Origin of the sequence: Stenotrophomonas indicatrix, from assembly GCF_002750975.1 — a bacterium.
Taxonomy (GTDB): Bacteria; Pseudomonadota; Gammaproteobacteria; order Xanthomonadales; family Xanthomonadaceae; genus Stenotrophomonas; species Stenotrophomonas indicatrix.
Map to the genome: position 1 here is coordinate 2,910,311 of NZ_PEJS01000001.1, position 24,521 is coordinate 2,934,831.

A 24,521-nucleotide genomic window follows, 5' to 3' on the forward strand; every position below is an offset into this window, starting at 1 on the left:
GTGGCAACAGGCTGCGGGCAAAAGTGGGGGCGTATTGTCGCAGATCCTGACCAGCGGGGCCGCTGGCCGCTTGCGCCCGCCGCCGCCGTGCTTGATGATTGACCCCAGCTGACATGGAGGCAGCCCTGATGCAGATGACCCCGCGGGCCAGTCGACCCCGCTTCCTGCTTGTCGAGGACGACATCATCAGCCGCGGTTTTTTCAAAGCGGCGTTGGAAACGTTACCAGCGGATGTGGATACCGCCGACTCACTGGCCAGCGCCCTGGCGCGCGCCGAGCCCGGTGCCCACGATCTGTGGCTGATCGACGTCAACCTGCCGGATGGCAATGGTGCCCAGCTGTTGCACCAGCTGCGCCGCTCGCACCCGGACACCCCGGCGCTGGCGCATACCGCCGACGGCGATGCTGCCATTCACGCCCGCCTGCGCGAGGCGGGTTTCAGCGACACCCTGGTCAAACCGCTGGGCCGCGACCAACTGCTGAAGGCGGTCCGTCGTGCGCTGGTCAACAGCCCCGCCGGTTCCACGGTGCCGCCGGCGGCGGTCGAGCTGGCCCTGGAGGACTGGGACGAAACCGCCGCCCTGGCCGCGCTCAATGGCCAACGCAACCACCTGATCGCCCTGCGCGAGCTGTTCCTGGCCGAACTGCCGGGCGTGCGCGATGCGGTCGAACAGGCCGTGGACCAGCATGACGAGCGCCAGCTGCGCAGCCAGCTGCACCGGTTGCAGGCCAGCTGCGGGTTCGTGGGTGCAGCGCGACTGGCACGTGCGGTACGGCAGCTGCATCACACGCCCGAATCGGGGCAGGCACAGGCGGGGTTCCGCGCGGCGGTGGCTGCCCTGCTGCACTGAGGGTTGCTCGGCAGGGCTGCGCCCTGCACCTGCAGAGGCTTTCAAGCCAGAGCAACACCAAAGGCCACACCCAGAGCGGCTCTGGCCTTCTGCTTGTTGGGCGGGGCGGTGTGGGTTGGCAGGACACGCCGTAAACCCATCCCTGGGGGCTCGATGGCGCCATCCATGGCGCCAACGGTCCTGCCAACCCACACCGCCCGACCTCCCGACAGATTCCGTATGACGGCTGGTAGATCCACGCCATGCGTGGATGAATCTCCATCGAAATCGAATATTTCGATATTGGATCGAAGAGCATCCACGCATGGCGTGGATCTACGTGTCGACCAAGGTCGACACCTACCAGAGGCGGAAGCCGTTCCGACAGCTCGCGGACAATTGTCGAAGGCGGGGTGGGTCCGGTTGCGGGGGTGTCCGCGGCATGGATGCCGCGGCCAAGCCCCCAGGGATGGGTTTACGGCGTCCCCCGCTACCGGACCCACCCCGCCTACCCACGGATAGCCAGCTGTTGCCGTTGACGTTGATTCGGCAGGTGCAGGGCGGCAAGCCCTGCCGAACACCCCTCACCGCCGGGGTGTCAGCTGCTCCAGCATCTCCCACGACTTCAACCCGCGCGCGCCCAGGTGATGGGCCAGCACCCGCCGCATCGGCAGGCGCAGGCTGGCCAGATCGGCTGCGCCCGGTTCGTCGTCTGCTGCCAGGGCCAGCAGTGCCGAACCGGTAGCCGCTGCGCGACGCTCGCCGCCGCGCTCGCTGAGCAGGCGCTGTGGTCCTTCCTGCGGGTCCAGTTCATAGCGGGCGGCCGGGTCGATCGGTTGGCCATCGCTGGCGGTCTCAAGATCGAAACCCACGCCCAGCGCCGCCAGCAGCTCGCGTTCGAAACGGCGCAGGGTCCAGGCCAATCCGGCCCCCACGGCCAGGCGCGCACGCGCCTCACCAAAGGCCAGGTACAACTCCGGCAGCGGGTCCTGGCGCGGTGCCAGGCGCAGGGTCAACTCGCAGAGATAGAACCCGGCCAGCATGGCCTGGCCGAGCAGGCGCGGCGCCACATCCAGCGCCTCAGCACCGCGCAGCTGGGCCAGTTCGCCACGCTGCAGCGCGCTGAAGCGGATCCACTGCAGTGGCTGCAGGGCCGCTCGCAGCACCTGGCCCTTGGCCGTGGAAACACCGCGCGCGAGCAGGCCGATCCGGCCGTGCTCGGCGCTCAATACCTCGACCAGCAGGCTGGTCTCGCGATAGGCCCGCGCATGCAGCACGAAGCCGGTGTCGTCCTCGATCAGCATCGAAGCGACCGTCGCGGCTTATTCGTAGCCGAAGGCCTTCAGCGCGGCCTCGTCATCGGACCAGCCCTCACGCACGCGCACCCAGGTTTCCAGGAACACCTTGGCCCCGAACAGACGCTCCATCTGCAGGCGGGACTTGGCCCCGATCTCCTTCAGGCGGGTGCCGCCCTTGCCGATCACGATCGCCTTCTGGCCTTCGCGCTCGACCCAGATCACCGCACCGATGCGCAGCAGGTTGCCGTCCTCGGTGAAGCGCTCGATCTCCACCGTGGTGGCGTACGGCAGCTCTTCGCCCAACTGGCGCATCAGCTGTTCACGCACCAGTTCGCCGGCCAGGAAGCGCTGACTGCGGTCGGTGATCTCGTCTTCGCCGAACATCGGCGGGGCTTCCGGCAACAGCGCCAGCACGTCACGGACCAGGGCTTCCAGGCCGTTGCGCTTCTGCGCCGAAATCGGATGCACCGACGAGAAATCACGGCCGGCGGTCACTTCCTGCAGGAACGGCAGCAGTGCGCCCTTGTCCTTCATGCGGTCGATCTTGTTGACCACCAGCACCACCGGGATACCGGCGTCGCGCAGCACGTTGAAGGCCAGGCTGTCCTCTTCGTCCCAGCGACCGGCTTCGATCACCAGCAGGCCGGCGTCGACGCCTTCCAGCGAGCCGCGGGCAGCGCGGTTCATGACCCGGTTCATCGCCCGCTTCTGCACCTTGTGCAGGCCGGGCGTGTCGACCAGCACCAGCTGCCCTTCCGGGTAGGTGGCGATGCCCAGCAGGCGGTGACGGGTGGTCTGCGGCCGGTTGGACACGATGCTGACCTTGGCCCCGACCAAGGCATTGGTCAGGGTCGATTTGCCCACGTTGGGGCGGCCGATGACGGCGACGCTGCCGCAATGATGGGGAGTTTGTTCGCTCACTTGGAATCCAGTTGTTCAAGGACGGCCGCAGCCGCTTGTTGTTCGGCAATCCGCCGCGAGGAGCCTTCGCCCTCGGTGCTGGCGGCGGGGTCGGCTACGTTGCAGCGTACCCGGAAGTGTTTGGCGTGGTCGTCACCGGATTCTGACACCAGTTCGTACTGTGGCAACGCCTTCTGTCGGCCCTGCAGCCATTCCTGCAGGCGGGTCTTGGGGTCCTTCTCCGGTCGCCCGGTGGCCGGCAGCGCCTCCATCGAGGCGGCAAACCAGGGCAGGACCATCGCCCGGCAGGCTTCAAAGCCGGCATCCAGGTAGATCGCCGCGACCACGGCCTCGAATGCATCGGCCAGGGTCGAGTCGCGGCGATGGCCGCCGGACTTCATTTCGCCGGGGCCCATCGTCAGCCGGTCACCCAGCTGCAGGGTCCGCGCGATCACCGCCAGCGCACCCTCGCGGACCAGCTCGGCGCGGGCGCGGGTCATCGCGCCTTCGTCCGCCTTGGGCCAGCGCAGGTACAACGCCTCGGCGACCATCATGTTGACGATGCTGTCGCCAAGGAACTCCAGCCGCTCGTTATGCGGCGCGCCGGCACTGCGATGGGTCAGCGCCTGCTTGAGCAGGTCTGGATCGCGGAAGGCATGACCGATCAGGTCTTCACGTTGGAAAGATTTATTCGGCACCGCTACGGGTCAGGTCCTGGGAAGAATCGAATTTACCAACCACATCCAGGTTGCCGACCAGTTGGCGGCGCACTTCGTAGTTGACCTTGAGGGTCCAGCCATTGTCGCGACGGTCGAACTTGACGTTGGCCGGCTTCACGTTGTCCGAGTAGTTGATGTACAGCCGCTTGAAGAACAGTTCCTGGATGTTGGCCGGCGCCATGCTGCCGATGCCCGGTTCCTTGGCCAGGCTCTTCATCGCCGAGCGCACCGCGTAATACTCCTGGTACATCGGGAACAGCTTCATGCCGATGTAGAGGAAGAAGCCAACCACGATCAGGACCGTCAGGAACGAGGTCAGGGTCATGCCGCGCTGCGTGTTCATCGTCTTCATTGCGTTCTCCCCAGATACGCGAGTGGATGTGAAGTCAGTTGATGCTCGAGCCGATCCGCGACGGTTCGAAGCCGTCCTTGCAGAACCAGCCCTGGCAGTTCAGCCAGATCAGGAATGCCTTGCCGCGCAGGTTCTCTTCCGGCAGCAGGCCCCAGAAACGGCCGTCGTCGCTGTTGTCGCGATTGTCGCCCATCACCAGGTACTTGCCGGCCGGCACGGTCCACTGGCCCTGGCCACGCGGATAATCGGTCTCCAGCACGGTGTGGGTGCGGCCCGGCAGGTGCTCGACCAGCAGGTTGGCGCCCTCGCCCTGACCCTTGTGGCCAGCGTAGATGCCCTTGTTGTCGTACTTCAGCGGTTCGCCGTTGAGGATCACCCCGTCGCCTTCGAACACGATGGTGTCGCCCGGCACGCCGATCACGCGCTTGATGAAGTTCTCGCCCTTGGCCGGGTCGTTGTCGCCATGGCCGGGGAAGTGGAACACCACCACGTCACCGCGGGCCGGATCGCCGACCGGCACGAAGCGGGTATTGGTGATCGGCAGGCGCAGGCCATAGGAGAACTTGTTGACCAGGATGAAATCGCCGATCAGCAGGTTCGGCATCATCGAGCTGGACGGGATCTTGTACGGCTCGGCGATGAAGCTGCGCACGATCAGCACGATCGCCAGCACCGGGAAGAACGCTCGCGAGTAGTCCACCAGCACCGGCTCGGTGTCGAGCAGGCCGGCGCGCTGGGCGCGACGCTTGGCCAGGTACAGCTTGTCGGCCAGCAGGATCAGGCCGGAGGCCAGGGTCAGCACGACCAGGAGGATCTCAAACAGTTTCATTCAGGGTCCTTTGCAACGTCACCGGACGATCGGCCCGAAGGCCGGTTTCGGGGCTTATTTGTTGTCCATCTGCAGCACGGCCAGGAAGGCTTCCTGCGGAATTTCCACGCGGCCGACCTGCTTCATGCGCTTCTTGCCTTCCTTCTGCTTTTCCAGAAGCTTCTTCTTGCGCGAAACGTCGCCACCATAGCACTTGGCCAGAACGTTCTTGCGCATGGCCTTGACCGTGGTGCGCGAGATGATCTGCGAGCCGACGGCGGCCTGGATGGCCACGTCGAACTGCTGGCGCGGGATCAGGTCCTTCATCTTCTCGCACAGCTCGCGGCCACGACGATCGGCATGGCTGCGGTGCACGATCAGCGACAGCGCATCGACCTTGTCGCCATTGATCAGCACGTCCACGCGCACGAACGGACCTGCATCGAAGCGCACGAAGTGGTAGTCCAGCGAAGCATAGCCACGGCTGACCGACTTCAGCTTGTCGAAGAAGTCCAGCACCACTTCGGCCATCGGCAGCTCGTAGCTGATCTGCACCTGGCTGCCCAGGTAGTTGATGCCGAGCTGGCTGCCACGCTTTTCTTCGCACAGCTTGATGATGTTGCCGATGTACTCCTCGGGGGTGAGCACGTTGGCGCGGATGATCGGCTCGCGGATCTCCTGCACATGGTTCACCGGCGGCAGCTTGGCCGGGTTGTCCATGTTGATGATCGTGCCATCGGTCTTCAGGACTTCATACACCACCGTCGGCGCGGTGCTGATCAGGTCCAGGTTGTATTCGCGTTCCAGGCGTTCCTGCACGATTTCCATGTGCAGCATGCCGAGGAAGCCGCAGCGGAAACCGAAGCCCATCGCTTCGGAACTTTCCGGTTCGAAGCGCAGCGCGGCATCGTTCAGGCGCAGCTTGTCCAGCGCTTCGCGCAGGTCCGGGTAATCCTCGGCATCGACCGGGAACAGGCCGGCGAACACGCGCGGCTGCATTTCCTGGAAGCCCGGCAGCGGCTTCGGCGCCGGGTCGGCAGCGAGGGTGAGGGTGTCACCGACGGGCGCGCCGTGCACGTCCTTGATGCTGGCGGTGACCCAGCCCACTTCGCCCGCGCGCAGTGCCGGCAGCACCTTGCGCTTGGGGGTGAACACACCGACGTTGTCGACCTGGTGGTTGCGGCCGGTGGACATGACCTGCAGCTTGTCGCCGGCCTTGATCTCGCCCTGCATCACGCGCACCAGCGAGACCACGCCCAGGTAGTTGTCGAACCACGAGTCGATGATCAGCGCCTGCAGCTTGTCGGTATCGCGCGGCACCGGCGGCGGAATGCGATGCACGATCGCTTCCAGCACGTCGACCACGTTCAGGCCGGTCTTGGCGCTGACCGGCACGGCGTCGCTGGCATCGATGCCGATCACGGCCTCGATCTCGGCCTTGGCGCGCTCGATATCGGCGGTGGGCAGGTCGATCTTGTTGATCACCGGCACCACTTCCAGCCCCTGCTCCACGGCGGTGTAGCAGTTGGCCACCGACTGCGCTTCCACGCCCTGGGCCGCATCGACCACCAGCAGCGCGCCCTCGCAGGCGGCCAGCGAGCGGCTGACTTCATAGGAGAAGTCGACGTGGCCGGGGGTGTCGATGAAGTTCAGGTGGTAGGTCTGGCCGTCCTTCGCCACGTACGGCAGCGACACCGACTGCGCCTTGATCGTGATGCCACGCTCGCGCTCGATCGGGTTGGAGTCGAGCACCTGCGCTTCCATCTCGCGGGCCTGGAGGCCGCCACAGAGCTGGATGATGCGGTCGGCCAGCGTGGACTTGCCGTGGTCGACGTGGGCGATGATGGAGAAGTTGCGGATGTTCCGCATCGAATCAGAGGACATAGAGAGGTGGCGGCGGCGCGCGGCGTCGTCAGGGTAACGGTCGATTATCGCATGCCCGGAGGGCAGCCGCGTGGTTAGCCTGCCGGCACGGCCCCGGAATGGCCGAAGCCCCGCCAGGGCGGGGCTTCGGGGACACCACGAGGGCCGCCGTGAAGGCGGCCATCGGTTGTTACGGGCCGGCCTTGACCGCGACGAAGGCGCTGTTGCCGCTGCCGGTACGGACCAGCAGCATGACCACATCGCCCTTCTTGTAGCCGGACAGCGCGCGGTTCAGGGCTTCAACGCTGCCGACCGGGGTACTGGCCACCTGCAGGATCACCATGCCCCCGGACAGGCCGGCATCACGGGCGCCCTCGCCCTTCACGGCGGTGATGCGGACACCTTCGCCCGCCTCCAGGCCCAGCTGCTTGCGCTGCGGCGCAGTCAAGTCGGCAACGTCCAACCCCAGCAGGGCATTGGCGCCGGCCTGCGGAGCCGCCGTGTCATTGCCTGCGGACGGGCTGCGGGCATTGCCCTGCGCGTCCTCGGCCAGAGCGGTCAGGGTCGCGCTCAGGTCACGCGGCTTGCCATCGCGGATCACGCCCAGGGTGACGCGGCTGCCCGGTGCCATCGCACCGATCAGCGGCGGCAGATCGGACCAGCTGTTGACCGGCGCACCGTTCACCGTGCGGATCACGTCACCGATCTTGACCCCGGCCTTGGCCGCAGCGCTGTCCGGCACGATCTGGTTGACCAGCGCACCGCGGCTGTCGGGCAGGCCCATCGCCTGCGCCTTCAAGCCGTCGATTTCCTGCACCACCGCGCCGAGCTGGCCACGGGTGACCTTGCCGGTCTTCTTGATCTGCTCGACCGCGCTCATCGCCAGATCGATCGGGATCGCGAAGCTGATGCCCATGTAGCCACCCGAGGCCGAGAAGATCTGCGAATTGATGCCGACCACTTCACCACGGGTGTTCAGCAGCGGGCCGCCGGAATTACCCTGGTTGATCGCCACGTCGGTCTGGATGAACGGCACATAGCGCTGGTCCGGCCCACCGGTGTTGCGGCCGAGGGCACTGACCACGCCAGCGGTAACCGAGTGGTCGAGGCCGAACGGCGAGCCGATCGCGACAACCCACTGACCGGGCTTCAGGCTGTTGGAATCCCCCACGCGCACGGTCGGCAGGTTCTTGCCGTCGATCTTCAGCAGGGCGACGTCGTACTGCTGGTCACTGCCGATCACCTTGGCGGTGAACTCGCGACGATCGCCGAGCTTGACCCTCACTTCGCTGGCGTCGGCGACCACGTGGTAATTGGTCAGCACGTAGCCGTCAGGCGAAATGATGAAGCCCGAGCCCATGCCGCGGCCCTTGATGCTGGGGCCGCCGTCCGGCCCGCCAGGGCCCTGCCCGGGCATCGGGAAATCCGGGCCGAAGAAGCGGCGGAAGAACTCGGGTATCTCGTCATCACCCGGGCCCATGCCGCCCCGCGCCTGGCGGTTGCTGCGGACGATGGTGGTGTCGACGTTGACCACACCGGGGCCGACCTGCTCAACCAGGTTGGTGAAGTCAGGCAGACCGCTGACCAACGGCTGCGCCGGTGCGCGTGGGGCCGCAGCAGCGGCGGCGGCCTGCGGCTGGGCGGCAGGCGCCGCCGGTTGGGCACAGGCCACCAGCGGCAGGGTCAGGGCGAACAGGCCAATGGCATGCGTGCGGAGTCGGGGAGTCATCGGACGGCAACCTCCGGGTCGGATGGAAAGGGAAAGAAGCGCCCCGCCGACGGCGGGGCGTGGAACGGTACCCGGCTCAGTCGCGCGGGCGTTGCGACGCCGGCAGGTCGTCCTGCAGGCGTGGCTCGAACGGATAGAACGCAGCGCCACCGGCATGGGCCGGGAAACTGGCATTAAGGGCGCCACCGGCGGCGGGCGCCAGGCTGGAGCGCGGCCACGGCCGTGCCTGCAGGTTGCCGACCTCGCCAAAGGGCAGATTGCGCGCGCTACCGGCGGGCATGGTCGGGGTCAGCGGCGCCTGGCTGGCAACCGCGCGCAGCGGTACGTCATCGCGCTGGGCCACGCGTGCGGCCTGCTGGCTGCGGGTGGCGCTGGCGCGGCGCACATCCTGGCGACGGCTGGCGGCGGCCATGGCCACCGCCGGCACGCTGGCCACGGCCATCGCAGCAGTGTCCACCGACGCCTCGGTGACGGCAGCCGGTTGCTCCGATGCCGGCGGCAACTGCGCCTGGCTGGCGATCACCTGCGGTGCGGAGACATCCACCGGCGGCGCCTCCTGCAGTTTTTCGCGGCCGACGAACAGCGCTACGGCGGCAACCGAAGCGGCCAGCGCACCGCCGCCCCATGCACGCCAACCACTACGGCGGGCCTGACGCTTCGGCTCGGCCAGCGGTACGGGCTCGGCGGCGATGGCGGCAGCCACGGCGGCACTGAAACCGGCCGGTGCCAGCAGCGACGCCTGGCCGCGCATGACATCACCCAGCAGCTGCCAGCGTTCCTGGCAGCCAGCCAGTTCCGGATCGTGTTCCATGCGGCGCACCAGGAAGCGCGCCTCGTCTGCCCCCAGCTCGCCGTCGACCAGCGCCGACAACTGCTGGCGATGGCGTTCGTCCAGGCGTTGCCCGGCGGGAGACTGGTGGTTGTGCGATTCGTTGTTCGGAATGCGGGTCATATACGGCTCTTCTCGCGGGTGGCACTGCCGATGTCCAGCAGCGGCCGGAGTTCGGTGTCGATCGCCTCGCGCGCCCGGAAGATCCGTGAACGCACGGTGCCGATCGGGCACCCCATCTTCTGCGCGATTTCCTCGTAGCTCAGGCCTTCCACCTCGCGCAGGGTGATCGCCGACCGGAGTTCTTCCGGCAGCGCGTTGACGGCCTTCATCACCGTCTGTTCCAGTTCCTGGCGCATCAACTCGCGCTCGGGCGTATCGGTGTCGCGCAGGCGCGTGCCGCTGTCGAACTGCTCGGCGTCGCCGATGTCGATGTCATCGGTCGGCGGGCGGCGATTGTGCGAAGCCAGGTGGTTTTTGGCGGTGTTCACGGCGATCCGATGCAACCAGGTTGAGAACTGGGCGTCGCCGCGGAAGCTTCCAATCGCACGGTATGCACGGATGAAAGTGTCCTGGGCCACGTCCTGACATTCACTCCAGTCGGCGATGTAGCGACCGACCAGGGCCACGACCCGATGCTGGTACTTGCGCACCAGGACATCGAAGGCGGCACTCTCGCCGTGCTGCACGCGCCGGACCAGTTCCAGATCCAGCTCCTGAGGTGTATCAACATCGGCCATGAGGGGCCGCACTCCTGTCAGCCCAACCGACGTCGGGCAATGAGACTGCCAATCCCGGGAAAAGTTCAGTCGCCGATCACCTGGCGCCGCACCAGCTTTTAACCACCGTTCCGTTAACGTTCCGGTCCAAGGCCTGCGATCCGGGGCGCCACACCCCTGCTATTGGGATTTGACGCGGGGGAAACAACCTCTGGATCATAGCCCCCTTCTCCATACACAACCGGATGGAACGTCCATGCTCTCAAGCTTCGATGGTCTCCGCTTCAGCCACTGGCACCCCGAGATCCGCGACGATGGCGTGGTGGTCCTCTCTCTGGATCGTCAGGACAGCAGTGTCAACGCAATGTCGCAGGATGTGCTGCTGGAGCTGGGCGACCTGCTGGAGCGCATCGCCATGGACCCACCGAAGGGCGTGGTGATCCAGTCCCTCAAGAAGGCAGGCTTCATCGCCGGTGCCGACCTGAAGGAGTTCCAGGAGTTCGATCGCCGCGGCACCGTCAACGACGCCATCCGCCGCGGCCAGTCGACCTACCAGAAGCTGGCAGAACTGCCCTGCCCGACCGTGGCCGCCATCCATGGCCATTGCCTGGGCGGCGGTACCGAGCTGGCTCTGGCCTGCCGTTATCGCGTTGCATCCAATGACAGTTCCACCCGCATCGGCCTGCCGGAAACCCAACTGGGCATCTTCCCGGGCTGGGGTGGCAGCGCGCGCCTGCCGCAGCTGGTCGGCGCACCGGCGGCGATGGACATGATGCTGACCGGACGCACGCTGTCGGCCTCGGCCGCACGCGGCATCGGGCTGGTCGACAAGGTGGTGGCACCGGCCGTCGTGCTCGACACCGCCGTGGCGCTGGCACTGTCCGGCACCACCCGCCCGTTCAAGCAGCGCGCGCTGGCCTGGGCGACCAATACCTGGCCGGCACGCCAGCTGCTGGCCCCGCAGATGGTCAAGCAGGTCGCACGCAAGGCGAAGAAGGACCAGTACCCGGCACCGTATGCGTTGATCAGCACCTGGCAGCGCAGCGGCGGCAAGCCGGTGCAGGCGCGCCTGGATGCCGAACGACGCGCCGTAGTGAAGCTGGCCAGCACGCCGACCGCGCGCAACCTGATCCGCATCTTCTTCCTCACCGAACGCCTGAAGGGCCTGGGCGGTGGCGATTCCGGCATCCGCCACGTGCACGTGGTCGGTGCCGGCGTGATGGGCGGTGACATTGCTGCGTGGGCCGCCTACAAGGGTTTTGAAGTGACCCTGCAGGACCGCGAGCAGCGCTTCATCGACCCGGCCATGGAACGTGCACAGGCACTGTTCGCCAAGAAGGTGCGTGACGAGAGCAAGCGCCCGGCCGTCGCCGCGCGCCTGCGTGCGGACCTGGAAGGCAATGGCGTGGCGCAGGCCGATCTGGTCATCGAAGCGATCATCGAGAACCCGGAAGCCAAGCGTGCGCTGTACCAGACGCTGGAGCCGAAGATGAAGCTCGACGCGTTGCTGACCACCAACACCTCGTCGATTCCGCTGGTGGAGCTGCGCGATCACATCCAGCGCCCGGCGCAGTTCGCCGGCCTGCATTACTTCAACCCGGTGGCCCAGATGCCGTTGGTGGAGATCATCCATCACGACGGCATGGCGGCCGAAACCGAGCGTCGCCTGGCAGCCTTCTGCAAGGCGCTGGGCAAGTTCCCGGTGCCGGTGGCCGGCACGCCCGGTTTCCTGGTCAACCGCGTGCTGTTCCCGTACATGCTGGAAGCGGCCACCGCATACGCTGAAGGCATTCCGGGCCCGGTGATCGACAAGGCGGCGGTGAAGTTCGGCATGCCGATGGGCCCGATCGAACTGATCGACACCGTAGGCCTGGACGTGGCCGCTGGCGTGGGCAAGGAACTGGCCCCGTTCCTGGGCCTGCAGATTCCGGCGGCGCTGCAGACGGTGGAACCGGACAAGCGCGGCAAGAAGGATGGCCAGGGCATCTACACCTGGGAGAACGGCCGGGCCAAGAAGCCGGACGTGGCGCGCGACTATCAGGCGCCTGCCGATCTGGAAGATCGCCTGATCCTGCCGTTGTTGAACGAGGCGGTGGCGTGCCTGCACGAAGGCGTGGTGGCCGACGCGGACCTGCTGGATGCGGGCGTGATCTTCGGTACCGGCTTCGCACCGTTCCGCGGCGGTCCGATCCAGCACATCCGTGCGGTGGGTGCCGATGCCATCGTGGAGCGCCTGAAGGCGCTGCAGCAGCGCCACGGTGACCGCTTCGCACCGCGCCCGGGCTGGGACAACCCGGTACTGCGCGAACCGGTGGTTTGATGTGATCAGCCGGGCCTGCGGCCCGGCACTCGCGTTTCAATCCACAGCAAAAGCCAGAGCCGGAGCAACAGCCGGCTCTGGCTTTTCTGTTTGTTGGACGGGGCGATCTGAGTTGGCAGGACATGCCGTAAACCCATCCATGGGGGCTCGATGGCGCCATCCATGGCGCCAACGGTCCTGCCAACCCACACCGCCCCACCCCTGACAGTTTCCCGGTGACGGTCGGTGACCTTCGGGAGCTGGTAGGTGTCGACCTTGGTCGACACGCTTGGTCCACGCCATGCGTGGATGCGAGCGAAGCGACCGGCGTTTGAGTTTGATTTTGATTTTCTTTTTTCTTCTCCGTGGCTGAACAGCACACGGAAACCGTCAGAGGCCGGGCGGGTGGGTGGCGCAGGACCGTTGGCGCCATGGATGGCGCCATCGAGCCCCCATGGACGGGTTTACGGCGTGTCCTGCGCCACCCACCCGCCCGGCCAAGCGCGGCTTCTGCTTTTGCCTTCAGCGACCAACCCACAGCCACGAGGGGCTGCGCCGTTGGCTGGAACAACCTGTTACCCGGACGGGGAATGTCACCGCCACCACCGCATGCGATGCTGACCGCCTTGATCCCTGCCAGCGAGAACGCCCGCATGACCACCATCATCGCCCCGCGCGTGCACGACATCGGCGGCCTGGAAGTGCGCCGCGCCGTGCCCACCCTGCAGGCCCGCAGCATCGGTTCGTTCGTGTTCGTCGACCAGATGGGCCCGGCACTCATGCACCCCGGTACCGCCATCGACGTGCGCCCGCACCCGCATATCGGCCTGGCCACCGTCACCTACCTCTGGTCCGGTGCCATCGGCCACCGCGATACGCTGGGCTCGGACCAGGTGATCCGTCCCGGTGACGTCAACTGGATGACCGCCGGCCGCGGCATCGCCCATTCCGAGCGCACGCCGCAACCGGACCGCGACCATGACAACCCGATCCACGGCATGCAGACCTGGGTTGCGTTGCCGAAGTCGCATGAGGAAATCGAACCGGCCTTCTACCACCATGCCGCCGCCACCCTGCCCGAGCAGCGCCGCAACGGCGCCTGGCTGCGCGTCATTGCCGGACGCGCCTATGGCGAGGAGTCGCCGGTCAAGGTGTTCGCCGACACGCTCAACGTGGCGATCGACCTGGACCCGGATGCAGAGATCGACATCGATGATGGCCACCGCGAACGTGCGCTGTACATCCTCGAAGGCGAAGCGCAGCTGGATGGTGTGGACATTCCCGCCCAGCACCTGGTGCTTCCCGAAGCCGGTGCGCGCGGCCGCCTGCGGGCGAAGACGCCGGTGAAGGCGATGCTGTTCGGCGGCGAACCGCTGGATGGCCCGCGCCATCTGTGGTGGAACTTCGTTTCCAGCTCGAAGGAACGTATCGAGCAGGCCAAGCACGACTGGGAAGCCGGACGTTTCGGCACCATTCCCGGCGACGACAAGGAATTCATTCCCCTGCCCCAGTACTGAGCATCGCGTGTTGCACACATCCGAAGGTGTATCCCTGCACCCGGCGTTGACGCTACAGTCACCCGCTGATCACTGAAATGTGACATAAATCACACTTTAGACCGTCAAAGGAGTGCAACACATGAGCATGGGTAAACGCTTGTCCGCCGAGTTCCTCGGCACGTTCTGGCTGGTTCTGGGTGGCTGTGGCAGTGCGGTGCTGGCCGCCAAGTTCGGTGGCGACGGCAATCCGCTGGGTATCGGTTTCCTCGGCGTGGCCCTGGCCTTCGGCCTGACCGTGGTGACCGGCGCCTACGCGTTCGGCCATATCTCCGGTGCGCACTTCAATCCAGCGGTCAGCGTGGGCCTGTGGGCCGGTGGGCGCTTCCCGACCCGGGATCTGGTGCCCTACATCATCGCGCAGGTGGCCGGCGGCCTGCTGGCCGGCTTCATCCTGCTGCAGATCGCCTCCGGTGCCAGCGGCTTCGCCATTGATGGCAGCCAGGCCGGCGCGTTCGCCAGCAACGGCTATGGCGCGCTGTCACCTGGTGGCTACAGCGTGGCGGCCGCGTTCCTGTGCGAAGTGGTGCTCACGGCGGTGTTCCTGATCGTGATCATGGGCGCGACCCATGGCAAGGCGCCGGCGGGCTTCGCGCCGCTGGCCATCGGCCTGGCCCTGACCCTGATCCACCTGATCAGCATTCCGGTGACCAATACGTCGGTGAACCCGGCCCGCTCCACGGCGGTGGCCTTCTTCGCCGGCAGTGGCGCAACCGGCCAGCTATGGCTGTTCTGGGTCGCCCCGCTGCTGGGCGGTGCGATCGGCGGCATCATCTACAAGTGGATCGGCAACGACCGCTGAGCCATGACCGTGCCATTGCGGCCGACCCTCGGCCGCAATGGTTACGGATGTAACCGCGATTTGTGCGATCGCTCACGTTCCGTTAAGGTCTGGTCATCCGCCCGTGCTTTCGCCGGGCAGGACGGCATCCGGGGATGGGATGCCTCGACCGCCGGTGTCACCGGCGGTGCCAACGACACGCCACCTTGGGGGATGCATGAAGTTCGCGCCTGTTGTTCTGTCGAGCCTGTTGTTCGTTGCGGCGTCTGCCTGCGCGCAGGCCCCGGTCGACTGTCCTTCGTTGCCCGCCAGCAGCGGCCTGCAATGGCAGCAGCAGGCACAGTCCGGCTTCCTGGTCTGCCGCGCGGCCACCAGTGACGGGCGCGAAGTACTGAGCCTGATGCTCAGCCAGCGCGATCCGGGCATTCCGCTGACCCGCTCGCTGCGCCAGGAAAAAGGCAGCTTTGCCGGTGAATCGATGTACTGGTACCAGCCGGATCTGGGCGGCCAGCAGCCGCCGGGCTATGCCGAGCGCCGCATCAGCGTGGTCAAGCTGGACAAGGGCCGCTACGCGCAGATCGCGCTGTATCCCGACAGTTCCCAGGAACTGGGCACGCTGCAGCAGCTTGCGCAGGGCATGAACCTGACGCCCTCTGCCGTGGCCGACGGCCGCTGAGGCGCTGCGGGGATGACTGCCTGGCAGCATTCCCGCACTTCCACCCGATGCATCGGTAGCGCCGGGCCATGCCCGGCGGCTTTCGGCCGTATCGGCTCTTCTGGACATCCGCCGGGCATGGCCCGGCGCTACCAATGTGCTGTGGGCATGGCCCGGCGCTACCGATGCGCTGTGGGCATGGCCAGCAGCGCGACCTCAGAACCTGCCTTCCTGGAAATCGACGAAGGCCTGCATCAATTCCTCGCGGGTGTTCATCACGAACGGGCCATGACGCATCACCGGCTCGCGCAACGGACGACCCGCCACCAGGATCAAACGCGCGCCGTCGCTGCCTGCCGACAGATGCAGCTGCTCGCCGCCGCCCAGCACCGCCAGTTCCTGCCGCGCCACGTCGCGCGCCGCATCCTGCTCGCCCACCGTCAACCCGCCTTCGAACACATAGACGAACGCGTTGTGGCCTTCGGGCAGGGAGTAGGTCCAGGCACGATCGGCCTCCAGTGCAATGTCCAGATACAGCGGATCGGTCGCCGGCTGCGCGATCGGCCCCGCCGTGCCCTCGACCGTGCCAGCGATCACCTTGACCTGCACGCCTTCGGCCGGCTGCACCACCGGGATCTTTTCGGGAGCGAATTCCTGGTACTTCGGCGCGGTCATCTTGTCGCGCGCCGGCAGGTTCACCCACAGCTGGAAGCCGCGCATCTGCCCGCTTTCCTGCTCGGGCATCTCCGAATGCACCAGGCCACGGCCGGCCGTCATCCACTGCACGCTGCCCGGGGTCAGCAGGCCCTCGTTGCCGTGATTGTCGCGATGCCGCATGCGGCCATCGAGCATGTAGGTGACGGTCTCGAAACCACGATGCGGATGCTCGGGGAAACCGGCGATGTAGTCCTCGGCGCGATCGGTACCGAATTCGTCGAGCAGCAGGAACGGATCGAGGTCGGGCAGCGAGGGGCCGCCGATGACCCGGGTCAGGCGAACACCGGCACCGTCGGAGGTGGGCATGCCACGGATGGTACGCAGGACGCGGACCGGCTCGGGAAGGCTCATGGTGACTCCTGTTGGATGGATGCCGCTAAAAATGGACGCTGCAGCGCGCAACGCCAATGGATGCCGTCGCAACCGATTGTTCCATCCCTGGTGTTCGCCGCACGTCATGTCCGCACGCCGGCACCGCCTGCGTTGTCGGCTGCGAAGGAACATCGCCACCTGCCACACCCATGTACGACCAAAGTACTACCGCCGAATGGTCCCGTGCACATTGACCCTGCCAGGGGCACGCGGGACTCTTTGCCTGTCTTTCCGGGAGAGAGCACCTCATGAAAGGTTTTTCCAAAATAGGCTGGGCGGCCCTCGCCCTGCTCGGCGCGTTCTGCCTGGGCACGGTTGCGCTGCGGCGCGGTGAGCACATCAACGCGTTGTGGATCGTGGTCGCGGCGGTATCGCTGTACCTGGTCGCCTACCGCTTCTACAGCCTGTTCATCGCCGACAAGGTGATGCAGCTCGATCCGACCCGGGCCACCCCGGCGGTGATCAACAACGATGGCCTGGACTACGTACCGACCAACAAGCACGTGCTGTTCGGCCACCACTTCGCCGCCATTGCCGGTGCCGGCCCGCTAGTCGGCCCAGTGCTGGCCGCGCAGATGGGCTACCTGCCCGGCCTGCTGTGGCTGGTGGTCGGCGTGGTGCTGGCCGGTGCGGTGCAGGACTTCATGGTCCTGTTCCTGTCCAGCCGCCGCAACGGCCGTTCACTGGGTGACCTGGTGCGCGAGGAAATGGGCCAGGTGCCCGGCACCATCGCGTTGTTCGGTGCCTTCCTGATCATGATCATCATCCTGGCCGTGCTGGCGATGGTGGTGGTCAAGGCACTGGCGGAAAGCCCGTGGGGCATGTTCACGGTGATCGCGACGATGCCCATCGCGATCCTGATGGGCGTCTACATGCGCTACATCCGGCCGGGCAAGATCGGTGAGATCTCGGTGGTGGGCCTGGTGCTGCTGCTCGCCGCGATCTGGTTCGGTGGCAAGGTGGCGGCAGACCCGACCTGGGGCCCGGCGTTCACCTTCACCGGCACCCAGATCACCTGGATGCTGATCGGCTACGGTTTCGTCGCCTCGGTGCTGCCGGTCTGGCTGCTGCTGGCACCGCGCGACTACCTGTCGACCTTCCTGAAGATCGGCACGATCATCGCGCTGGCCATCGGCATCCTGGTGGTGATGCCGGAACTGAAGATGCCGGCGCTGACCCAGTTCGCGGCCAGCGGCGACGGCCCGGTGTGGAAGGGCGGCATGTTCCCGTTCCTGTTCATCACCATCGCCTGCGGCGCGGTGTCGGGTTTCCATGCACTGATCTCCTCGGGCACTACGCCCAAGCTGCTGGCCAATGAAGCGCACATGCGCTACATCGGCTACGGCGGCATGCTGATGGAATCGTTCGTGGCCGTGATGGCGCTGGTGGCGGCCTCGATCATCGATCCGGGCATCTACTTCGCGATGAACAGCCCGGCGGCGGTGATCGGTGCCGATGCCGCCTCGGCCGCACACTACATCACCAATACCTGGGGCTTCACCATCACCCCCGAACAGCTGACCGCCACGGCGGCAGCGATCGGTGAGCCGACCATCCTGCATCGTGCCGGTGGTGCACCCACCCTGGCGGTGGGCATCGCGCAGATCCTGCATGAGGCGATCCCCAGCAGCAGCGACGCGATGATGGCGTTCTGGTACCACTTCGCCATCCTGTTCGAAGCACTGTTCATCCTCACCGCGGTGGATGCGGGCACACGTGCCGGTCGTTTCATGCTGCAGGACCTGCTCGGCAATTTCGTGCCGGCGCTGAAGAAGACCGAGTCTTGGACTGCAAACATCATCGGCACTGCCGGCTGCGTGGCGCTGTGGGGCTACCTGCTGTACACCGGCGTGGTCGATCCGTTCGGGGGCATCCAGACGTTGTGGCCGTTGTTCGGCATCTCCAACCAGATGCTGGCGGGCATCGCGCTGATGCTGGGCACGGTGGTGCTGTTCAAGATGAAGCGTGACCGCTACGCGTGGGTCACCGCGGTGCCTGCGGTGTGGCTGCTGATCTGCACCACCTATGCCGGTTTCATCAAGATCTTCGACAGCAATCCGGCGCAGGGCTTCCTGGCACAGGCACACAAGTTCCAGGACGCGTTGGCCAGCGGCACCATCACCGCACCGGCGAAGTCGGTCGCGCAGATGCAGCAGATCGTGGTCAACGCCTACGTCAACACCGGCTTGACCGCGCTGTTCCTGCTGGTGGTGGCGTCTGTGCTGGTGTATTCGATCAAGACGATCGTGGCAGCGCGCCGCAATCCGCAGCGCAGCGACCGCGAGACCCCTTACGTGGCGCTGAAGCCGCATGAAATGGTGGACCTGTAATGAGTACGCAACTGGTTCCGGTGGGGCAGTACCAGGCGCACCGCCGCATCTGGCGGCGCTTGGTGCAGACGGCGCGGCTGTGCTGCGGCATTCCTGATTACGACAACTACGTCCGGCACATGCTGGAAAAGCATCCGGATCAGGAACCGATGGACTACAAGACGTTCTTCCGTGAGCGCCAAGAAGCGCGTTACAGCGGCAAGAACGGGGGTCGCTGCTGCTGAGGTTCCCGGTGGGTGCCGGGCTTGCAGCCCGGCGCCCGCAGAGGCAACGGCAACGGCAACCGCAACTGCTGGAGCGTCGGCTCTGGGGTTCTGTGGGTTTGGCGGGGCGGTGTCGGATTGCGGGGACGCCGCAAGTACGTCCCTGTAGGCTTGGCAGCCGCATCCATGCGGCTGACACCCCGCAATCCAACACCGCCCCACCTTTGACAGATTTACGGTGACGGTGCGAATCATCCGGGGCCTGATCCGTTTTCCCTGGAGAACGGATCAGGCCCCTTTTTGTTCGTGGATGCCGATGGGATCAATCCGGGGATGGCGGTTGCGGGCGCCGCCCGGCGGGACTATTCCGTGAGGGTGATCGGGGTCAGGGTGACCTTGGCGTTGTTGGCCGCTCCCATCCGGTCCTGGTAGGCCTGGCCGCGCTGCAACAGGTAGTAGCTGTCGATATAGTCGATGTCGTTGGCAAACCACGACGTGGGCATGGCCTTGAGGATCGCGCCTGCGATGTCGGCGATGACGGCATACTCAGGGGCGAAGGCGCCCAGTGCGGCTTTGACGCCGTTGCTCAGCGCCACCAGCAGCTCCTGATAGTTGGTATCGCCGTCATCTTCGAACAGCTGCACGTTGGCGGCGTTGAAGCGATAGTTGCCCCAGATGATCAGCGGTTGCTGCGGGGTGTAGTCGGTACCGTCGTAGTCCAGGTACGGCATGTCGACGGTGACCATCTCCGGTGCGGTGGCGCCCACCTGCAGACCGGAAACAACAGCGAACACCTCGGCTGCCCCCAGCGCCCAGGGCTCCTGGTCGTCCGCCAGGCGGATGCGGTCCAGGCGGGTGATATCCAGCGACGCCTGCGTGCCGTCAGCCGACAGCTGGATGCGTTCGGGCGATTGCAGGCCGCGGGCCTTCAGCCCCGCATTGACCAGGGCCATGCCCTCCTGCACGGCACGCCGCGTGTCGACGTCGACGATCAGCACCGGAAAGTCCGGGGCACGTTTCGCATCCAGTACATGCGCGCGGCCCTGCGCGTCGTAGGCGGTGATCGTGGTCCAGTCGCGATCATTGCCACGCGGCAGACTGGCCACCCACAGCGGATGCGCATTGATGGCCGCCAGCGAGTGCCCCTCGGGCACGTACGCACGCAGCTGCAGCAGCCCCTGCCCCTGTGCCGGGAGCCCCTTGCGCTGGCGCAGCTGGCGATCGCCAGCAGCCAGCGATGCACTGGCCAGCGTCTGCGCCTGCGGATCGAAACGGCCCATCAACGATTGCACCGGCACGCCCTGCTCCGGCGCCGCATGCAGCGAGCTGCGCACTGCATCGGCGAACCCTGGCTGGGCGATCAGTGCCGCCACCTCGCGCGCACCGGCATCGGTCAGCACCTGCACATCGGCGCCGCCGGCCCTCACCGGCCCCTGCGCGAAGGCCCCCGTGCTGGCCAGCAACAGCACCAGTGCGGAAACCCGAAACCTCCATTGCTTCATCATCGACGGCCCCATCGAACGTCGCCGGCAACGCCGGCAGGAGCTTCCCACGCTACGACGCACGCCCCATACGTTCCGGTATGTGCCGCACAGTTCCGGCAGTGTCCGGCGAAAAGCAGCCGAGCGTGGGCTCGGCTCTACCCGTTCCTGATTTCCGTCGCTGGCCGCGAGAGGGCTCAGCCGTTGGCCATCCACTTCAGGATCAGCCCGGTCACATACGCCAGGCCGGTACCGGTGGCATAACCGACCGTACCGAGCAGCACGCCCACCGGCGCCAGCGTCGGATGGAATGCTGCCGCCACCACCGGTGCCGAGGCGGCGGCGCCGATGTTGCCCTGCGAACCGATCGCGAAGAAGAACAGCGGCGCACGCACCAGCTTGGCCACGATCCACAGCACAAGCACGTGGGTGGCCATCCAGATGGCCCCCAGCAGGAACAGCCACGGACGATCCAGCAGCGACAACAGGTTCATCTGCATGCCGATGCAGGCGATCAGGAAATACAGGAACACGGTACCCAGGCGCGAGGCGCCTGCCGCTTCCAGCCGGCGTGCACGGGTGAAGCTGAGCGTCAGGCCCATCGCGGTGGACAGCAGGATCACCCACACAAACTGGCTGTCGAGGCTGAACTGGCTGGCCCAGCTGACATTGGCCTTGAACCAGCCCGACAGCGGTGCGGCGATGGCATGGGCCAGGCCGACGCCGCCCAGTGCCACGCCGACGATCACCATCAGGTCGGTCATGCTGGGGATGCGTGCGTTCTGTGCCTCGTAGGCGCTGATGCGCGCCTTCATCTCATCGATGGCGCGGGTGTCGGCACCGTTGCGGGCATCGATCTGCTGGGCGCGGTTGGCCATGAACAACAGGATCGCCATCCACAGGCTGGCGCAGGCCACGTCAACCACCGCGAACTGGCCGAAGGTGGTGGCATCGGTGCCGAACACTTCGCGCATGGCGACCATGTTGGCGCCACCGCCGATCCAGCTGCCGGCCAACGCGGCCATCCCGGCCCAGGTGTCGCCAGCCACGGTTTCCGGATGGATCAGCTTCATCACCTGGAAGGAGACGATGGCGCCGAGCATGATGCCGGCGGTGCCGGCGCAGAACACCAGCAGCAGCTTCGGCCCCAGCTTGGCGATGCCCTTCAGGTCGATCGACAGGGTCAGCAGGACCAGCGCCGCCGGCAACAGCACATCGCGGGCGACCGGGTTGTACAGCGAGGTGTTGTGGCCATCGATGACACCGGCGGTGTTGTAGATGGCGGGGATGAAATAGCACAGCAGCAGTGCAGGCACCCAGGCGAAGATCTTCTTCAGCAGGGGCGTCGGGCCACTGGCGGCCCAGAAGATCAGGGCAAGGGTGGCGGCGATCAGACCAAGGCCAACGATGTCGTTGCTGATCAGGGCAGTAGCGGGTTCGGTCGGCATGGGATCCTCTGTCGATCGAAAGAGCGGAAAAGAAAAGCGCCGCATAAGCGGCGCGGGTCGAAATTAACATAGTCTTCACGCAGGGTCATGCTGCGCTGCTTGCGGCAGCGCGTGGGCCTGCCGAGAATCGCTGCATTCCCTACTGGAGCCTGCCCCATGCAACTCGGCGCTTTTTCAGTCAGCCTGGCGGTGAAGGACCTGGCCACCTCACGTGCTTTCTACGAAGCTCTGGGGTTCTCGGTGACCGGTGGTGATGCGGCGCAGAACTGGCTGGTACTGCGCAACAATGGCATCGTGGTCGGCCTGTTCCAGGGCATGTTCGAGGGCAACCTGCTCACCTTCAATCCCGGCTGGGACCAGCACAAGCAGGAACTGGCGTCCTTCCAGGACGTGCGTGAGGTGCAGGCCGAGCTGGACGCCAAGGGCATCGCGCTCACGGCGCGTGCCGATCCCGATGGCGAAGGTCCGGCCTATCTGCAGCTGACCGATCCCGATGGCAACGTGATCCTGATCGACCAGCACGTGGCGCGGCCAACGGGGCGGTGACGCGGCCAGCGTGCCAACCAGGGTTGGCACCTACCAGAACGCGGCGGCCATTGCCTGGCAGGCGTCGACCTTTGTCGACGGACAGGTCAGCCTGGCCGCGATGTACCAAAGTCGAGCGAGGCCAGGGTGCCGCGCGGCTGGCAGGGCTGCAGCTGCAGGGTCCAGCCCAGGTGCTCGCACAGCCGCGCGATCAGTTCCAGGCCGATGCCGCCGCGGTCGCCGCGCTCACCGCGGGCCATCCGCGCGTGGATCGCTGCGATCTCCTCCGGGCTCATGCCATGGCCGGGGTCCTGCAGGGTCAACACCGCTGCCGAGGTCAGGCGCAGCTCGATATGACCGCGGCCGCTGTTCTCGATGGCATTGCGCAGCAGGTTGCCGATCGCTGCCTGCACCACCGCCAGCGGCGCGACGATGTCGACCGGCGCGGCCTGGATGCCGATGCTCAGGTCCTTGTCGCCCAGCAGGTGGCGATGGTCGTCGACGATCTCCGGCAGCAGCTGGTCCAGCGCGATGCGCTCGGCACGGGCAGCCAGGCGAGCGGGATCACGCGCCAGCACCAGCAGCAGCTCGATCAGCTGCTCAACGCCCTGCGCGGTACGCAGCACGCGCTGCATCTGCTGTCGTGCGCGCTCAGGCAGGCCGGGCTGCTCCAGCGCCAGTTCGGCGGCACCGGTCATCACGGCGATCGGCGTGCGCAGTTCATGGCTTGCGGTACTGATGAACACCCGCTCGCGCTCGACGAACTGCTCGTTGCGATCAAGGTAATCGTTCAGCGCATCGGCGATGGTGTGCAGCTCGGAACTGCCGCGCGGATCGACGTCAATGCGCTGGCCCTGCACGCCGGGCCGCAGTGCACCGATGTGCTGGGCCAGCAGGCTCAAGGGGCGCACCATGCGCTCCATGCCGAAAGAGGCCATCAATACGGTGACGAAGATCATGATGATGCCGGCCAGCATCACCCAGCGCGTTGCGAATTGTTCCAGATCGTGGAAATCGGAGATGTCCAGGGCCAACGCAACCCGCCCCATCGAGCCGGTATCGCGCACCATCACCGCCGTCTCGCGCTCGCCGATCATCACCCCGTCATGCAACCCCGGATGCAGGGTGCGCAGGCTGGCGGGCATGTTGGCTTCATTGAAGCGGAACAGGCTCAGCGTGTCCGAGTCCTGCCAGCGATAGTGCGGCTCGTGCTCGGTGTGCTCGACGATGCTGTCCAGTTCGGAATTGAGCAGCGCGCGCCACGCCGCGTGCTCGGCGTGTTCGTGCACGTAGTTGCCCACACTGAACACCGCCAGCGAAATCAGCGCCAGGTAGCCCAGCAGCCACCACACCACCCGCCGATACAGCGGCCCGGGTTTACGCGCCATCGTCATCGTTCCGTGCGTCCGCGCCTGCGGTGGACGCCAGCCGATAGCCCACCCGTGGCAGGGTGTGGATCAGCTTGTCGGCAAAGGGGCCGTCCACGCTGCGGCGCAGTTCGTACACATGCGAGCGCAGCAGGTCACCGTCCGGTGGTTCGTCACCCCACAGGGCGAATTCCAGCTGCTGCCGGGTGACCGCGCCCGGGCTGGCGCGCATCAGTACTTCCAGCAGCTTGCGGCAGGCCGGGTACAGGTGCAGCACCTGGCCGGCGCGCTGCGCCTCCAGGCTGGCCAGGTCCAGCACCAGGTCGCCCACCTGCAGGCGCTTGCGCGGATTGCGACCCTGCGCGCGCAGCAGCAGCGCCTCCAGGCGCACTTCCAGTTCCGGCAATGCGAATGGCTTGGTCAGGTAATCATCTGCGCCGGCCCGGAAGCCGGCGATCTTGTCCGGCAGTTCGTCGCGTGCGGTCAGCATGATCACCGGCACTTCCGAGGCATGCTCGGAGCGCAGCCGCCGCAGCACCTCCGGGCCTTCCATGCGCGGCAGCATCCAGTCCAGGATCACCGCGTCATACGGGTGGCTGCCGGCAAGGTGCAGGCCGGTGATGCCATCCGGGGCCACGTCGAGCACATGCCCGCGCGACTCGAAATAGTCGAACAGGTTGGCCACCAACTGGCGGTTGTCCTCGATCACCAACAGGCGCATGCACGAAACATCCACGGAA

At 66.3% G+C, this 24,521-nt stretch carries 22 protein-coding genes; 8 read left to right on the top strand and 14 right to left on the bottom strand.

The features are described from left to right. Positions 1–128: 128 nt before the first annotated feature. The gene (locus tag CR918_RS13530) at positions 129–851 is read left to right on the top strand and encodes an Hpt domain-containing response regulator (protein WP_025879186.1); all 723 of its coding nucleotides are present in this window, start codon (positions 129–131) and stop codon (positions 849–851) included. 563 nt (positions 852–1,414) lie between these two features. Here CR918_RS13530 and recO read toward each other — a convergent pair. The 9 genes from recO to rpoE form a co-directional block, all read right to left on the bottom strand. Beyond that, complete coding sequence (recO, locus tag CR918_RS13535; protein WP_099843273.1) at positions 1,415–2,134, bottom strand: DNA repair protein RecO; 720 nt, start codon at positions 2,132–2,134, stop codon at positions 1,415–1,417. Positions 2,135–2,152: 18 nt separating this feature from the next. Beyond that, positions 2,153–3,049, bottom strand: a complete 897-nt coding sequence (gene era / locus CR918_RS13540) for a GTPase Era (protein ID WP_025877117.1) — start codon at positions 3,047–3,049, stop codon at positions 2,153–2,155. Continuing rightward, positions 3,046–3,726: a ribonuclease III gene (rnc, locus tag CR918_RS13545; RefSeq protein ID WP_025877115.1), complete on the bottom strand. Its 681-nt coding sequence runs from the start codon at positions 3,724–3,726 to the stop codon at positions 3,046–3,048. The genes era and rnc overlap by 4 nt, the downstream gene beginning before the upstream one ends. Continuing rightward, on the bottom strand, positions 3,716–4,099 hold the full coding sequence (locus tag CR918_RS13550) for a DUF4845 domain-containing protein (RefSeq protein ID WP_025877113.1): 384 nt from the start codon (positions 4,097–4,099) through the stop codon (positions 3,716–3,718). The genes rnc and CR918_RS13550 overlap by 11 nt, the downstream gene beginning before the upstream one ends. 34 nt (positions 4,100–4,133) lie before the next feature. Next, positions 4,134–4,928 carry a signal peptidase I gene (lepB, locus tag CR918_RS13555; protein ID WP_059064781.1) on the bottom strand — a complete coding sequence of 265 codons (795 nt, stop codon included), beginning with the start codon at positions 4,926–4,928 and terminating at the stop codon, positions 4,134–4,136. Positions 4,929–4,982: 54 nt separating this feature from the next. Next, the gene (gene lepA, locus CR918_RS13560; protein WP_162291979.1) at positions 4,983–6,776 is read right to left on the bottom strand and encodes a translation elongation factor 4; all 1,794 of its coding nucleotides are present in this window, start codon (positions 6,774–6,776) and stop codon (positions 4,983–4,985) included. 184 nt (positions 6,777–6,960) lie between these two features. After that, on the bottom strand, positions 6,961–8,499 hold the full coding sequence (locus tag CR918_RS13565) for a DegQ family serine endoprotease (RefSeq protein ID WP_099843275.1): 1,539 nt from the start codon (positions 8,497–8,499) through the stop codon (positions 6,961–6,963). Positions 8,500–8,575: 76 nt separating this feature from the next. After that, positions 8,576–9,451, bottom strand: coding sequence for a sigma-E factor negative regulatory protein (locus CR918_RS13570; protein ID WP_099843277.1), 876 nt, complete (start codon positions 9,449–9,451; stop codon positions 8,576–8,578). Next, on the bottom strand, positions 9,448–10,068 hold the full coding sequence (rpoE, locus tag CR918_RS13575) for an RNA polymerase sigma factor RpoE (protein WP_025877103.1): 621 nt from the start codon (positions 10,066–10,068) through the stop codon (positions 9,448–9,450). The genes CR918_RS13570 and rpoE overlap by 4 nt, the downstream gene beginning before the upstream one ends. A gap of 235 nt (positions 10,069–10,303) precedes the next feature. On the opposite strand from rpoE, the gene CR918_RS13580 reads away from it, so the two are divergent. The 4 genes from CR918_RS13580 (at position 10,304) to CR918_RS13600 (ending at position 15,359) form a co-directional block, all read left to right on the top strand. After that, positions 10,304–12,367 (top strand): 3-hydroxyacyl-CoA dehydrogenase NAD-binding domain-containing protein, encoded by a 2,064-nt coding sequence (locus CR918_RS13580; RefSeq protein WP_025877101.1) that lies wholly within the window; start codon positions 10,304–10,306, stop codon positions 12,365–12,367. Between the two features lie 632 nt (positions 12,368–12,999). Next, on the top strand, positions 13,000–13,863 hold the full coding sequence (locus CR918_RS13590; protein ID WP_099786112.1) for a pirin family protein: 864 nt from the start codon (positions 13,000–13,002) through the stop codon (positions 13,861–13,863). A gap of 121 nt (positions 13,864–13,984) precedes the next feature. Further along, the gene (aqpZ, locus tag CR918_RS13595) at positions 13,985–14,704 is read left to right on the top strand and encodes an aquaporin Z (protein WP_032951977.1); all 720 of its coding nucleotides are present in this window, start codon (positions 13,985–13,987) and stop codon (positions 14,702–14,704) included. A 196-nt stretch (positions 14,705–14,900) separates the two neighbouring features. Further along, positions 14,901–15,359, top strand: coding sequence for a hypothetical protein (locus CR918_RS13600; RefSeq protein WP_025877096.1), 459 nt, complete (start codon positions 14,901–14,903; stop codon positions 15,357–15,359). Between the two features lie 195 nt (positions 15,360–15,554). Here the strand turns inward: CR918_RS13600 and CR918_RS13605 are convergent, their stop codons facing one another. Further along, complete coding sequence (locus CR918_RS13605) at positions 15,555–16,406, bottom strand: pirin family protein (RefSeq protein WP_032977239.1); 852 nt, start codon at positions 16,404–16,406, stop codon at positions 15,555–15,557. 269 nt (positions 16,407–16,675) lie between these two features. Between CR918_RS13605 and CR918_RS13615 the strand changes: the two genes are divergently transcribed. Continuing rightward, a complete protein-coding gene (locus CR918_RS13615; protein WP_025877093.1) occupies positions 16,676–18,757 on the top strand; it encodes a carbon starvation CstA family protein in 2,082 nt (693 codons plus the stop codon). Beyond that, positions 18,757–18,981, top strand: a complete 225-nt coding sequence (locus CR918_RS13620; RefSeq protein WP_099843281.1) for a YbdD/YjiX family protein — start codon at positions 18,757–18,759, stop codon at positions 18,979–18,981. Before CR918_RS13615 ends, CR918_RS13620 begins: the two co-directional genes overlap by 1 nt. Before the next feature lie 341 nt (positions 18,982–19,322). Here CR918_RS13620 and CR918_RS13625 read toward each other — a convergent pair whose 3' ends face one another. Together CR918_RS13625 and CR918_RS13630 are read right to left on the bottom strand one after the other, a co-directional pair. Then, a complete protein-coding gene (locus CR918_RS13625) occupies positions 19,323–20,462 on the bottom strand; it encodes a DUF3103 family protein (RefSeq protein WP_165780905.1) in 1,140 nt (379 codons plus the stop codon). 176 nt (positions 20,463–20,638) lie between these two features. Further along, complete coding sequence (locus CR918_RS13630) at positions 20,639–21,889, bottom strand: DUF819 family protein (RefSeq protein ID WP_025877087.1); 1,251 nt, start codon at positions 21,887–21,889, stop codon at positions 20,639–20,641. 156 nt (positions 21,890–22,045) lie between these two features. Here CR918_RS13630 and CR918_RS13635 point away from each other — a divergent pair, with 156 nt between their 5' ends. Then, positions 22,046–22,435 (top strand): VOC family protein, encoded by a 390-nt coding sequence (locus tag CR918_RS13635; RefSeq protein WP_025877085.1) that lies wholly within the window; start codon positions 22,046–22,048, stop codon positions 22,433–22,435. A gap of 86 nt (positions 22,436–22,521) precedes the next feature. Here CR918_RS13635 and CR918_RS13640 read toward each other — a convergent pair whose 3' ends face one another. Then, entirely contained in the window at positions 22,522–23,802 is a 1,281-nt protein-coding gene (locus CR918_RS13640) for a sensor histidine kinase (RefSeq protein WP_032951976.1), read from the bottom strand. Next, entirely contained in the window at positions 23,792–24,502 is a 711-nt protein-coding gene (locus CR918_RS13645; protein WP_025877081.1) for a response regulator transcription factor, read from the bottom strand. The genes CR918_RS13640 and CR918_RS13645 overlap by 11 nt, the downstream gene beginning before the upstream one ends. Positions 24,503–24,521 lie beyond the last annotated feature (19 nt).

Bases quoted from the DNA above. Each gene is read 5' to 3' on its own strand.
- CR918_RS13600 (WP_025877096.1), top strand. From the start codon at position 14,901: ATGAAGTTCGCGCCTGTTGTTCTGTCGAGCCTGTTGTTCGTTGCGGCG.
- CR918_RS13605 (WP_032977239.1), bottom strand. From the start codon at position 16,406: ATGAGCCTTCCCGAGCCGGTCCGCGTCCTGCGTACCATCCGTGGCATG.
- recO (WP_099843273.1), bottom strand. From the start codon at position 2,134: ATGCTGATCGAGGACGACACCGGCTTCGTGCTGCATGCGCGGGCCTAT.
- CR918_RS13570 (WP_099843277.1), bottom strand. From the start codon at position 9,451: ATGACCCGCATTCCGAACAACGAATCGCACAACCACCAGTCTCCCGCC.
- CR918_RS13550 (WP_025877113.1), bottom strand. From the start codon at position 4,099: ATGAAGACGATGAACACGCAGCGCGGCATGACCCTGACCTCGTTCCTG.
- CR918_RS13580 (WP_025877101.1), top strand. From the start codon at position 10,304: ATGCTCTCAAGCTTCGATGGTCTCCGCTTCAGCCACTGGCACCCCGAG.
- aqpZ (WP_032951977.1), top strand. From the start codon at position 13,985: ATGAGCATGGGTAAACGCTTGTCCGCCGAGTTCCTCGGCACGTTCTGG.
- lepB (WP_059064781.1), bottom strand. From the start codon at position 4,928: ATGAAACTGTTTGAGATCCTCCTGGTCGTGCTGACCCTGGCCTCCGGC.
- CR918_RS13640 (WP_032951976.1), bottom strand. From the start codon at position 23,802: ATGGCGCGTAAACCCGGGCCGCTGTATCGGCGGGTGGTGTGGTGGCTG.
- CR918_RS13530 (WP_025879186.1), top strand. From the start codon at position 129: ATGCAGATGACCCCGCGGGCCAGTCGACCCCGCTTCCTGCTTGTCGAG.
- CR918_RS13630 (WP_025877087.1), bottom strand. From the start codon at position 21,889: ATGCCGACCGAACCCGCTACTGCCCTGATCAGCAACGACATCGTTGGC.
- CR918_RS13645 (WP_025877081.1), bottom strand. From the start codon at position 24,502: ATGCGCCTGTTGGTGATCGAGGACAACCGCCAGTTGGTGGCCAACCTG.
- lepA (WP_162291979.1), bottom strand. From the start codon at position 6,776: ATGCGGAACATCCGCAACTTCTCCATCATCGCCCACGTCGACCACGGC.
- CR918_RS13565 (WP_099843275.1), bottom strand. From the start codon at position 8,499: ATGACTCCCCGACTCCGCACGCATGCCATTGGCCTGTTCGCCCTGACC.
- rpoE (WP_025877103.1), bottom strand. From the start codon at position 10,068: ATGGCCGATGTTGATACACCTCAGGAGCTGGATCTGGAACTGGTCCGG.
- CR918_RS13615 (WP_025877093.1), top strand. From the start codon at position 16,676: ATGAAAGGTTTTTCCAAAATAGGCTGGGCGGCCCTCGCCCTGCTCGGC.
- CR918_RS13620 (WP_099843281.1), top strand. From the start codon at position 18,757: ATGAGTACGCAACTGGTTCCGGTGGGGCAGTACCAGGCGCACCGCCGC.
- CR918_RS13635 (WP_025877085.1), top strand. From the start codon at position 22,046: ATGCAACTCGGCGCTTTTTCAGTCAGCCTGGCGGTGAAGGACCTGGCC.
- CR918_RS13625 (WP_165780905.1), bottom strand. From the start codon at position 20,462: ATGAAGCAATGGAGGTTTCGGGTTTCCGCACTGGTGCTGTTGCTGGCC.
- CR918_RS13590 (WP_099786112.1), top strand. From the start codon at position 13,000: ATGACCACCATCATCGCCCCGCGCGTGCACGACATCGGCGGCCTGGAA.